Consider the following 11,314-nt stretch of genomic DNA (forward strand, 5'->3'; position numbering starts at 1 on the left):
CAATGGGTGAAGCTCTGGGTATGATCGAGACAAAGGGTCTGGTCGGCGCGATCGAGGCGGCCGATGCCATGACCAAGTCCGCCAACGTTACGCTGATGGGCTATGAGAAGATCGGCTCCGGCCTGGTCACCGTCATGGTGCGCGGCGATGTGGGCGCGGTCAAGGCCGCGGTGGACGCCGGCGCCTGCGCCGCCGAGAAGGTGGGCGAGATCGTGGCGCAGCACGTCATCCCCCGTCCCCACACCGACGTGGAGAAGATTCTGCCGAAGGGCCTGTAAAAAGAGGCTTGAGGCATGGACAAGAACAACGTGGTTTCAGCAGAGATTGTCCGCCAGATCACCCGCATGGTGGTGGAGGAGCTCCAGAAGCAGCAGCGGCTGGAGCGCTCCACCCCCATTGGGGTCTCCAACCGCCATGTCCATCTGGACCGGGCGGACATGGACGCCCTGTTTGGTCCGGGCAGCGAGCTGACGGTCAAAAAAATGCTCGGCCAGCCGGGGCAGTACGCCTCGGAGGAGACCGTCACCATCCGCGGGCCCAAAGGGGAGCTCAGCCGCGTGCGCGTGCTGGGGCCCCTGCGCGCTCAGACGCAGGTAGAGATCTCCATCGCCGACGGCTTCACGCTGGGGGTCAAGCCCCCCGTGCGCGAGTCCGGTCAGTTGAAGGATACCCCGGGCATTGAGATCATCGGGCCCTGCGGGAGTGTAAAGAAGGACAGCGGCGTGATCGCGGCGCTGCGGCATGTGCACATGACTCCGAAGGACGCGGCGCGCTTCGGCGTGAAGGATGGCCAGTATATCCAAACGGAGATCGACGGCCTGCGGGGCGCGATCCTCTGCAATGTGCTGGTGCGCGTCTCCGACAAGTACGCGCTGGAAATGCACATTGATGTGGAAGAGGCCAATGCTCTGGGCGTCAAAAACGGCGACCGGGCCTTTTTCCTTGACGATTGAGCCGGGAAGGAGGCAGGGCAGAGGTGGGCCAGGAGCTGACGCAGGCCAATGAGACCCTTCTGGAATTTGAGCGGCTGATTCAATCCGGCGGCTGCAATGCCTGGGAGGGCACGCTGCGTACCGGGGTGGATCTGGGCACCGCCAACATCGTGCTGGCGGTGGTGGATGAGCAGAACCGGCCGGTGGCCGGGGCCTCTTATCCCTCCACAGTGGTGCGGGATGGCATCGTGGTGGACTATATGGGGGCGGTTCGGGCGGTCACACATCTGAAAGGACAGTTGGAGGAGCGCCTGGGCGTCATGCTGGACGCCGGAGCCTGCGCCATTCCGCCCGGCATCCTTGAGGGCAATGTGAAGGCCATCGGAAACGTCGTGGAGGCGGCGGGCTTCCGCCTGACCAACATCGTGGATGAACCCACGGCGGCCTCCTCCGTGCTGGGTATTTCCGACGGCGCGGTGGTGGACGTGGGCGGCGGCACCACAGGCATCAGCGTCCTGAAGGACGGAAAGGTGATCTTCACGGGCGACGAGCCCACAGGAGGCACCCACATGACACTGGTGCTGGCTGGCTTCCACGGCTGGAATACCCAGGAGGCCGAATTGGCCAAGCGGGATCCGGCGCAGGAGGCCAATGTGTTTCCTGTGATCAAGCCGGTTGTGGAGAAAATGGCGTCCATTGTCCGGAACTACCTCCGGGAGTACCCGGTGGAGACGGTCTATGTGGTGGGCGGCGCGTGCTGCTTCACCCAATTTGAATCGGTATTTGAGAAATTTCTGGGTGTCCCCGTGGTCAAGCCGGCGGCTCCGCTGCTGGTGACGCCCCTGGGGATTGCCGTAAACTGCAAGCTGTAAAGTAGGTGAGGACCGTTGACGACGGAGCAACTGCGCGGGATGGCGGACGAGGCGTTTGTCCAGATCCTGGCCCAGCGCGTTGTGGAGAAGCTCCTGGCGCGGCAGAAGCAGGCGCTGGTAGTCTACACCGGTTCCAACATCGGTGAGGCTGCCGCGCTGGAGGCCATGGGCCGTCTGCGCGGAGAGGGCTTCACGTTCCGGGTGCTCCTCTCCCGGGGGGCGTCCGGCCTGCTGGACGTGGAACGGCTCCGCTCCGTTCTGGAGCCGGAGAAGCTGTGGGTGGAGGCTCCGGAGGAGACTCCGGAGGCGCTGACCGCCCGGTACGACACCATTTTGGTTCCGGCCATGACGGTACATACCGCCGCCCACGTGGCCGCCTGCATGGCGGATACACCGGCGTCGGCCGTCATCCTGGACGGCCTGATGCGGGGAAAGAACGTTGTGGTGAACATCGACGGCTGCTGCCCGGATCACGCCGAGCGCCTGAAGCGCGGCTTCCATATGGCGGAGCCGCTGAAGCAGGCGCTTCGGAACAATCTGGAGACCTTGCGCTCCTTCGGCGCGCGCCTGACCACCTCCGGCGGCCTCTATGACAAGGCGCTGCGGGCGGTTGGCGGGGCACAGGCCCGGACGGCGGCACCGGCTGCGAGGCCGGAGGCCGCGCCCCGGAAGCAGGAGGGGGCTGCCCGCATCCGGCTGGAGGGCCGGGTTTTGAGCGGACGCCACGTCCAGGGATGTCCGCCCCACAGCACCCTGTGGGTGCCGCGGGAGACCCTGATTACCCAACTGGCCGCCGATGAGGCGCGCCGCCGGGACATCTGCATCCGAAAAGAGACGTAAAGCAGGTGGCAAAATGTATTTGGGAAGAGTGATCGGGACGGTGGTTTCCACCAGCAAGAACGAGCATCTGGTGGGGATGAAGCTCCTGGTTGTGGAAAAGCTGACGGAGCGCCTGGAGCGGGAAGGCACCAGCGAGGTGGCCGTGGACTCCGTGGGAGCGGGCACCGGCGAGATTGTCATTGTCTGCAAGGGCAGCTCCGCGCGCTATGTGTTCGGCAAGGGTGACGCCCCGGTGGATACCTCCATCGTGGGCATTGTGGATACGGTAGAGGTGGGCTGATGGCGAATCTTTACACCAAAACCGGAGACAAGGGCCAGACCAGCCTGGTAGGCGGCTCCCGGGTGAGCAAGTCCAGCCTGCGGGTGGAGTGCTACGGCACCATTGACGAGGCCAACTCCATGCTGGGGCTGGCGTATGCCCAGACCGACCGGGAATATATCCGCACCACGGTCCACCGCATCCAGGGCCGGCTGTTCTCTCTGGGGGCGGAGCTGGCCAGCGACGAGCAGGGTGCGGCCGGGCTGACGGGAAAGATCTCGGAGGAGGACGTGGCCTTTCTGGAGGGCGTGGTGGACAAGTGCACCGAGACCACCGGGAAGCAGACCCACTTCGTCATTCCGGGCGTGGACCCCGCCTCGGCGGCGCTCCATGTGGCCCGTACCATTGTCCGCCGGGCGGAGCGCCATGTGGTGGCCCTGGCGGAGCACGAGCCGGTACGCGAGGTGCTGGCCCGCTACATCAACCGCCTGTCCGACGCGGTATACGCGCTGGCCAGGCTTCAAGAGGATCTGACGCAGGAGGAGCGCCTGAGGGCGCAGGTGACTGCGCTGGTCCGGAAACAGCTGTCCGCCCCGGAGGGCGGCCTGCCCCCTTTTAGCCTGGCATCGCTCCAGAGGATGGCCCAGCGGGCCGTGGAGCGGGCCGGACAGCTCGGGGTTCCGGTGGTGTTCTCCGCGGTGGACAGCGGCGGCAATCTGGTCCTGCTCCAGAGAATGGAGGGCGCGCTGCTGGGCAGCGTGGACGTCTCGGCCGGAAAGGCCTATACCGCCAACGCCTTCCAGATGCCGACCCATGAGCTGGGCCAGGCGGCCCGGCCGGACGGCCCGCTCTACGGCATTGACGCTTCCGCTCCCGGAAAAATCGTGCTGTTCGGCGGCGGCTTCCCCTATGTGGTAAACGGGAAAGTCGTGGGCGGCATCGGCGTATCCGGCGGTACGGTGGAACAGGATATGGACATCGCACGGTACGCGATGTCTCTCTAAGGAGGAACAGCAAATGAACATTGACGAGAATGTGGTCGAATCCATTGTGAAGCGGGTTGTATCCCAGCTGAGCACGGAGACCGCTTCCGCCCAGACCTGCCCGTCCGGCGGGGACTGGGGTGTATTTGAGAGCATGAACGACGCGGTGGACGCGGCCGTGGAGGCCCAGCGGGAGTATCTGAACCGCTCCATGCACGACCGGGCCTGCTATGTCCAGGCCATCCGCGACGTGGTGCTGGACCAGGAGAATCTGGAGTACATCTCCCGCCTGGCCGTGGAGGAGACCGGCATGGGCGGCTATGAGTACAAGCTCATCAAGAACCGTCTGGCCGCGGTCAAGACGCCCGGCATCGAGGATCTGACCACCGACGCCATGAGCGGCGACGACGGCCTGACCCTGGTGGAGTACTCGCCCTTCGGGGTGATCGGCTCCATCACCCCCACCACCAACCCCACGGAGACCATCATCTGCAACTCCATCGGCATGCTGGCGGCGGGGAACGCGGTGGTGTTCAGCCCCCACCCCCGGGCCAAGAAGGTGTCCCTGCACCTGATTCAGCTCATCAACAAGGCCCTCTGCAAGGCAGGCGCGCCCGCCAACCTGGTGGTCACCGTGTCCGCCCCCTCGATTGAGAACACCAACGCCATGATGAGCCACCCCAAGATCCGCATGCTGGTGGCTACCGGCGGCCCCGCCATCGTCAAAACGGTGCTCTCCAGCGGCAAGAAGGCCATCGGCGCCGGCGCCGGCAATCCCCCCGTCGTGGTGGACGAGACCGCCGACATCGAGAAGGCCGCCAAGGATATCGTGGACGGCTGCTCCTTTGACAACAACCTGCCCTGCATCGCCGAGAAGGAAGTCATCGCCGTGGACTCCGTGGCCGACTACCTGATCTTCAACATGAAGAAGAACGGTGCTTACGAGGTCAAGGACCCCGCCGTGATCAGCCAGCTGGTGGAGCTGGTGACCAAGGAGGGCAAGAGCCCCAAGACCGAGTTTGTGGGCAAGAGCGCCAAGTACATCCTGGACAAGATCGGCATTACCGTGGGCGATGACGTGAAAGTGATCCTCATGGAGGCCAAGGAGGACCACCCCTTCGTGCAGGTGGAGCTCATGATGCCCATCCTGCCTCTGGTGCGGGTTCCCGACGTGGACCAGGCCATTGAGATGGCCGTCCGGGTGGAGCACGGCAACCGCCACACCGCCATGATGCACTCCCGCAATGTGGAGAAGCTGACCAAGATGGCCAAGCTCATCCAGACCACGATTTTTGTGAAAAACGGCCCCTCTTACGCCGGCATCGGCGTAGGCGGCGAGGGCTATACCACGTTTACCATCGCCGGTCCCACCGGAGAGGGCCTGACTTCGGCCAAATCCTTTGCCCGGCGCCGCAGATGCGTGCTCGTCGGAGGGATGGACGTCAGATAAACGGAGGTTTGGGCCATTATGCAAGAGAATCTGCTCGGCCTGGTGGAACAGGCCGGTGTGGTGGGCGCCGGCGGCGCCGGATTTCCCACCCATGTGAAGCTCAAGGCCCAGGCGGACACCGTCATCATCAACGGAGCGGAGTGTGAACCGCTGCTCCGGGTGGATCAGCAGCTGATGGCCCTCCAGGCCGGCGACCTGCTGGACGCCCTCGATCTGCTCGTGGAGCAGGTCGGGGCGTCCCAGGGCGTGGTGGCGCTCAAGGAGCACTACCACGCGGCGGTGGAGGCGCTGGAGCGGGAGCTGTCCAGGCATCCCAGGCTGAGGATTCACCGGATGGGCGCATTTTATCCCGCCGGTGACGAACAGGTGATCGTCTACGAGGTGACCGGACGCGTGGTCCCGGAGGGGGGCATCCCCCTGAATGTGGGCGTGGTGGTCAGCAATGTGGAGACGGCCCTCAATGTGCTGGCGGCCGTCCGCCATCAGGCCCCGGTGATTGAGAAGTATGTCACGCTGACCGGTGCGGTGCGCACCCCCAAGACCGTGAAGGTGCCCCTGGGCATCACAGTGGCGGAGGCGCTGGCCCTGGCGGGCGGCCCCACCGTGGAGCACTATGAGGTCATCAACGGCGGGCCCATGATGGGGCGTGTGGTGAGCACCGGAAGCGCTATTACCAAGACCACAAAGGGACTCATCGTAGTCCCGGAGGGCCATTCCCTCCTCCAGAGCCTGAACCGGCCCGTGCCGCGGATGCTCCAGGATGCCCGGGTGGCCTGTATGCAGTGCTCCCTGTGCTCCGAGGTCTGCCCGCGGGGCCTGCTGGGGCACCGCATCCAGCCGCACAAGATGATGCGCCTGGCCGCCTATGGCGCCCTCTGCGACCCGGAGTATACCCCCATGAACGCCTTCCTGTGCTGCGGCTGCCGCCTGTGCGAGTACGCCTGCGTGATGGGGCTTCAGCCCTGGAAACTGAACGGGATGCTCAAGGGCGAGATGGGAAAGAAGGGTGTCCGCAATGCGCTGCACAACCAGCCGGAGGCGGCCGCGCCGTTCCGGCAGTACAAGCGATACCCGGTTCACAAGCTGATTCACCAGTTGGGGCTGGACGGCTATGATGTCCCCGCCCCGATGGAGGACAGCTCCTGCGACTATCAAATGGTGACCCTGCCGCTGAGCCAGGGGGTGGGCGCACCCGCCCAGCCTGTGGTGCGCGCAGGGGACAGAGTGGAGAAGGGAGCCCTGATTGCGGCGGCCCCAGAGGGAAAGCTGGGGGCAAACCTTCACGCGAGCATCGCGGGAACGGTGACCGCGGTGACCGAGAGAGAGATTACCATCCAACAATAAAGATTGGAGAGGAACTGATTTATGGATATCTTGGCTCTGATCGCCGCATTTGGCGGCGGCATTATCGGCGCTTACATGGGCGCCCTTCCCGCCTTTATTATGACTGGTATCTACGCCCTGGTGGGCGGAGTCCTGACGGCTGCCGGCGTGGGCGGCGATGTTGCAGTCAACTACCTCGCCTTTGGTTCCTTTGTCGGCCCCCACATCGCCTTTGCCGGCGGCGTGGCCGCCGCCGGCTATGCGGGCCGCAAGGGCAAGCTGGCCTCCGGCACCGACATCCTGTTCTCCCTCAACGGCCTGGGTGAGCCCGACGTGCTCCTGGTGGGCGGCATCTTCGGCGTGCTGGGCTTCCTGATCCACTACTGCATCGGACTGCTGCCCGTCATCGGCAGCGCCGGCCCCGCCACCACCGACCTGCCCGGCATCACCGTCTTCATTCTGGCGGTTGTCACTCGTCTGGCCTTCGGCAAGACCGGCCTGACCGGCAAGTACACCGGCTCCGGAAAGCGCGAGTGGTTCGCCACCGGGAAGGGCTTCGTCTATAACGTGGTACTGGGCGGCGGCATCGGCATTGTGGTGAGCTTCATCGCCGCGTTCCTGTACGAGAATGAGTTTACCGCTGCGTTCAGCATCTTCCCGATCGTGTGCTTCGGCTTTGCGGCGATCACGCTGATCTTCACCCAGACCGGCTTCGCCACGCCCGCGACTCACCACATTTTCCTGCCCTCCGGGCTGGCTGCCGTGGCCGGCATCACCGCCTGGGGCCCTGCGGGCGCTCTGCTGGGCGTGCTCTTCGGCATCCTGGGCTCCCTGCTGGGCGACCTGGTGGGCAAGAGCTTGAACAGCCACTGCGACACCCACATCGACCCCCCTGCTACCACGATCTTTATCCTGACGATTGTGATCAACGCTGTCAGCAGCGTGATCAATGCCTGAGCCAACAGAGGAATCCATAGGAAAAGAGGCCAGTTATGGGAAAGTCCATCGGATTACTGGAATTGAAAAGCATCCCCGTCGGCATTGAAACCGCCGATGCGGTGCTGAAGGCCGCCAATGTGGAGCTGCTGACCGCGACCCCCACCTGTCCGGGTAAATATGTCATTATCATCTGCGGCGCGGTAGGCGCTGTGAAGAGCGCCATGGAGAGCGGCCGCCAGACAGCGGGCATCTATCTGGTCGGGCACCACACCATCAACAACGTGCACGCTTCCGTCCCGGAGGCGATCGTGGGCACGTCGGAGGTGGGACACATCGCCTCCATCGGCGTGATCGAGACCATGACGGCTTTGACTGCCGTTGAGGCGGGGGACTATGCCGCCAAGGCGGCGAACGTCCGCCTGATGGAGATCCGCATTGCCCGCGGCCTGGGCGGCAAGGGCTTTGTTATTCTCACCGGCGAGGTTTCCGCGGTTCGCTCTGCGGTTAAGGCCGCGATGAATCAACTGGAGGAGACTGGGGATATTACAAGCAGCAGCGTGATCGCATCGCCCCATCCGGGATTGATTGACAAGCTGACGAACTAAGGGAAACAGGAACAGACGCGGAAAGGAGGGCCATCAGTATGGCTTCACAGGATTGCCCCAACTGCCACTATCCAGCGCCCAACCGCAAAAAGCCTGGGGAGGGGGAGCGCGTGCCCCAGGGTATGTACCACGCCCCCGACAGGAGCGGTGAGCCGGAAGAGTGCCCCCAGTGCTTTTACCAGCCGGAGGCAGTGGAGGAAAGGCCGGAGGAGGAGTGTCCCCAGTGCTTCTACCAGCCCGAGGACGGGCAGAAGCGGGAGGAGGCCAAGGAGGACGACTGCTCTCAGTGCTTCTATAAGCCGGATAAATAAGAATTGGTAAGAAAGGATTGTGAGCTCTGTGGAACGACTCATTGGAAAGCAGGCGCCCTATTTTTCCATGGAGGCGCTGTCGGCGGACGGAGAACATTTTGTGCGCGTTGCGCTGCCGGACTATGCCGGGAAATGGCTGGTGCTGTTCTTCTACCCCATGGACTTCACCTTTGTCTGTCCCACAGAGCTCACAGCCTTCTCAGAGCACCGGGAGGCCTTCCGTGCGGCCGGAGCGGAGCTGCTCAGCGTGAGCACGGACAGCGTCTACACCCATCAGGCCTGGCAGCGCAACGGCCTGGGCGGGCTGGGTTACCCCATGGCGGCGGATCAGACTCTGCGGGTCTGCGCCGATTACGGGGTGCTGCTGGAGGAGGAGGGGGTGGCCCTGCGTGGGCTGTTCCTGATTGACCCGGAGCAAAAAGTGCGCTACAGCGTAATCCACGACAACAACATCGGCCGCAATCCGGAGGAGGTGCTCCGGGTATTGGCCGCGCTGAAAACCGGCGGCCTGTGCGCAGCTGGCTGGAAGGCCGGGGAGGAAAACCTCCGCCCGGACATATCGGAACGCGAGGCTCCGGTGCTGGCGGGTACGGCACCCGTGCGCATCTATACGATGCCCGGTTGCAGCTACTGCCGCAGCGTAAAGGAGTTTTTGAGACAGGGCGGGATCTCCTATGAGGAGATCAACCTCGCGGAGGATAAGGCCGGGCAGGCCTTTATGGAGAGCCGCGGCTATACGGGCCTGCCGGTCACGGTGATCGGCGCGGAGGAGATTGTAGGCTATAATATGCCCAGAATCAAGGCGGCGCTGGGCCTGAGCGGAGCAAACGAGGTGAAATAGGATGGACTTAATGGACTTTGGAACCGTGCAGGAGGGGAAGATGCGGCTTGTTCAGGAGATGGTGCCCGGCAAGCAGGTCACTCTGGCCCATATTATTGCAAGCCCGGATGAGATTATCTATCAGAAGCTGGGCCTCAATCCCAATGTGGACTACCAGCAGGCCGCCATCGGAATTTTGAGCATGACGCCCTCTGAAATTTCCGTAATCGCGGGCGATATTGCGACCAAGACCTCCAAGGTGGAGATGGGGTTTATTGACCGCTTCAGCGGAACCCTCATTTTTACCGGACGCATTTCAAACGTACAGGCCGCAGTGTCCAGTATCCTGACCTATCTGAAGAATCACCTGGGGTTTACCATCTGTGAAATTACGAGGACATGAAGAAAATTATTTTAATGGGCCGGAGCGAATGCGGAAAGACCACCCTCACGCAGGCGCTGAAGGGCGATGTGATCCACTATCACAAGACACAGTACATAAACCATTATGATGTGGTGATTGACACGCCGGGGGAGTATGCAGAAAACGCCAGCCTGGCGAAGGCGCTGGCGCTCTATACCTATGAGGCCGACGTGGTGGGGCTGCTGCTGAGCTCCACCGAGCCGTACTCGCTCTACCCACCCTGTGTGACGGCCTGCTGCAACCGCCCGGTGATCGGCATTGTGACCCAGATTGACCATCCGGACGGTGATCCGGACCGGGCGCAGGGCTGGCTGGAGCTGGCGGGATGCCACCCGATTTTTCGGGTCAGCTCCTATACCGGGGAGGGGATCTGGCAGATCCTCAACTATCTCCGGGAGCCGGGAGACATCCTGCCCTGGGATTCGGAACAGGCGGCGGAGCGTCCCCGGGTGGTTCTCTCGAACAAATATGGGAGGCTGCCCGAAGAGGGCGGCGGACACCCGCAAACAGTTTAGGAAAAAACAGGAGTGCTCCTGCCGCGGGAGAGACTGCGGTGGGAGCTTTGCTGTTATGATACGTTAGGCGATACAATTTGCAGAAGGAGGGCTGTCCATGGAAGCGTTGACCTTTTTTTCCGCGATGAACCGGGGACAGTTCCGGGAGGAACAGGGGATTGAGGGCAGCTCTTACTGTATCTTTTTTGCCCCGATGGAGGAGCTGGTCACCAAGGACCGTATGACCGGAAGAGAGGACCGGGTCGTGCTGGAGCTGCTCTACGGCGATGAAATGCTGCCCGGGGCCCTGCGGGTGAGGCAGGTGGGGAGCAATGCGGTCGTTGAGGAGTCCACACAGGGGGCGTTTCGCGCCTTCCTGGAGGAGAAGCCAGTCAAGTACATCGGACAACTGCTGATGTACGCGCTTCAGTTCAAAATACAGGATCTCTCCCTGCGCATTGAGGGCTGCACAGGCGAGATGAAGCAGTTGGAGGACGCCCTGGACAACTGCATCGACAACAGCGGCACCTATCGTCTGCTGGATTTCCGCAGGCGCTACACCGAGTGCGGGAATATGGTGCTGGCGGTGAAGGAGATCCTGTCGCGGATCGACAAGGGCTACTATCCGATGCAGATGCAGAACAGCTATGTGCTTCAGGGCGAGGTGCTGATGGAGTTCCGCTTCCTGGAGGAGCGGTATGAGCTCATCAAGAGCACGGTTCTCAAGGACTTTGATACCTATACCTCCATCATCAATAACAATATCAACCGGAATGCCCGGCTGCTGAGCATCATCTCGCTGGTGGGGGTGGTTCTCAACTTCATGTTCGGAAGTCTGCTGGCCGCCAATCCACTTCTGGGAATCATCGGCGGCCTGTCGGTTGCGGGCTTGTCTGTGGGGGCCACGGCGGTCTACCATGTCAGCCGCCGCGGCAATGCGCTGCTTCCCTCCGGGCGCGGTCCGCTTCAGGCGTTTCCCTCCCTGCCGAAATTCCACAGGAAAGAGAAGCGGGAGCGGGATCAGTGGGAAAAATGAATATGGAGCGGTGACAGAGAGGGTGT

General features: G+C 62.9%; 15 protein-coding genes and 1 pseudogene. All 16 read left to right on the forward strand.

Translation table 11 applies throughout. From position 1 onward, the window contains the following. Window positions 1–2 precede the first annotated feature (2 nt). A complete protein-coding gene (gene pduA / locus HMPREF0372_RS15375) occupies window positions 3–278 on the forward strand; it encodes a propanediol utilization microcompartment protein PduA (protein WP_007494473.1) in 276 nt (91 codons plus the stop codon). A gap of 15 nt (window positions 279–293) precedes the next feature. Further along, a complete protein-coding gene (gene pduL, locus HMPREF0372_RS15380) occupies window positions 294–953 on the forward strand; it encodes a phosphate propanoyltransferase (protein WP_007494474.1) in 660 nt (219 codons plus the stop codon). A gap of 23 nt (window positions 954–976) precedes the next feature. Continuing rightward, window positions 977–1,804, forward strand: a complete 828-nt coding sequence (eutJ, locus tag HMPREF0372_RS15385; protein WP_080568055.1) for an ethanolamine utilization protein EutJ — start codon at window positions 977–979, stop codon at window positions 1,802–1,804. A gap of 15 nt (window positions 1,805–1,819) precedes the next feature. Further along, the gene (locus HMPREF0372_RS15390; RefSeq protein WP_148341429.1) at window positions 1,820–2,644 is read left to right on the forward strand and encodes a hypothetical protein; all 825 of its coding nucleotides are present in this window, start codon (window positions 1,820–1,822) and stop codon (window positions 2,642–2,644) included. A 13-nt stretch (window positions 2,645–2,657) separates the two neighbouring features. Then, window positions 2,658–2,924 carry a EutN/CcmL family microcompartment protein gene (locus HMPREF0372_RS15395; protein WP_007494480.1) on the forward strand — a complete coding sequence of 89 codons (267 nt, stop codon included), beginning with the start codon at window positions 2,658–2,660 and terminating at the stop codon, window positions 2,922–2,924. Continuing rightward, entirely contained in the window at window positions 2,924–3,907 is a 984-nt protein-coding gene (locus tag HMPREF0372_RS15400) for a cob(I)yrinic acid a,c-diamide adenosyltransferase (protein ID WP_007494482.1), read from the forward strand. Before HMPREF0372_RS15395 ends, HMPREF0372_RS15400 begins: the two co-directional genes overlap by 1 nt. Window positions 3,908–3,920: 13 nt before the next feature. Next, window positions 3,921–5,336 carry an aldehyde dehydrogenase family protein gene (locus tag HMPREF0372_RS15405; protein WP_007494484.1) on the forward strand — a complete coding sequence of 472 codons (1,416 nt, stop codon included), beginning with the start codon at window positions 3,921–3,923 and terminating at the stop codon, window positions 5,334–5,336. An 18-nt stretch (window positions 5,337–5,354) separates the two neighbouring features. Then, window positions 5,355–6,680, forward strand: a complete 1,326-nt coding sequence (locus HMPREF0372_RS15410; RefSeq protein ID WP_007494486.1) for an SLBB domain-containing protein — start codon at window positions 5,355–5,357, stop codon at window positions 6,678–6,680. 21 nt (window positions 6,681–6,701) lie between these two features. Continuing rightward, complete coding sequence (locus tag HMPREF0372_RS15415; RefSeq protein WP_007494488.1) at window positions 6,702–7,616, forward strand: hypothetical protein; 915 nt, start codon at window positions 6,702–6,704, stop codon at window positions 7,614–7,616. 35 nt (window positions 7,617–7,651) lie between these two features. Continuing rightward, window positions 7,652–8,203, forward strand: coding sequence for a BMC domain-containing protein (locus HMPREF0372_RS15420; protein ID WP_007494489.1), 552 nt, complete (start codon window positions 7,652–7,654; stop codon window positions 8,201–8,203). 38 nt (window positions 8,204–8,241) lie between these two features. Beyond that, window positions 8,242–8,514: a hypothetical protein gene (locus HMPREF0372_RS15425; RefSeq protein WP_009256657.1), complete on the forward strand. Its 273-nt coding sequence runs from the start codon at window positions 8,242–8,244 to the stop codon at window positions 8,512–8,514. A gap of 28 nt (window positions 8,515–8,542) precedes the next feature. Further along, a pseudogene (locus HMPREF0372_RS21220) lies at window positions 8,543–9,061 on the forward strand (peroxiredoxin); the annotation flags it as partial. A gap of 51 nt (window positions 9,062–9,112) precedes the next feature. After that, entirely contained in the window at window positions 9,113–9,355 is a 243-nt protein-coding gene (locus HMPREF0372_RS21225) for a glutaredoxin family protein (RefSeq protein ID WP_319638395.1), read from the forward strand. Window position 9,356: 1 nt separating this feature from the next. Next, window positions 9,357–9,737 (forward strand): BMC domain-containing protein, encoded by a 381-nt coding sequence (locus HMPREF0372_RS15435; protein ID WP_007494494.1) that lies wholly within the window; start codon window positions 9,357–9,359, stop codon window positions 9,735–9,737. Continuing rightward, entirely contained in the window at window positions 9,734–10,273 is a 540-nt protein-coding gene (locus HMPREF0372_RS15440; protein WP_007494496.1) for a EutP/PduV family microcompartment system protein, read from the forward strand. Before HMPREF0372_RS15435 ends, HMPREF0372_RS15440 begins: the two co-directional genes overlap by 4 nt. 97 nt (window positions 10,274–10,370) lie before the next feature. Next, entirely contained in the window at window positions 10,371–11,288 is a 918-nt protein-coding gene (locus tag HMPREF0372_RS15445) for a CorA family divalent cation transporter (protein ID WP_007494498.1), read from the forward strand. The last annotated feature ends 26 nt before the right edge of the window (window positions 11,289–11,314 follow it).

It is taken from the genome of Flavonifractor plautii ATCC 29863, assembly GCF_000239295.1.
GTDB classification, from domain to species: domain Bacteria; phylum Bacillota; class Clostridia; order Oscillospirales; family Oscillospiraceae; genus Flavonifractor; species Flavonifractor plautii.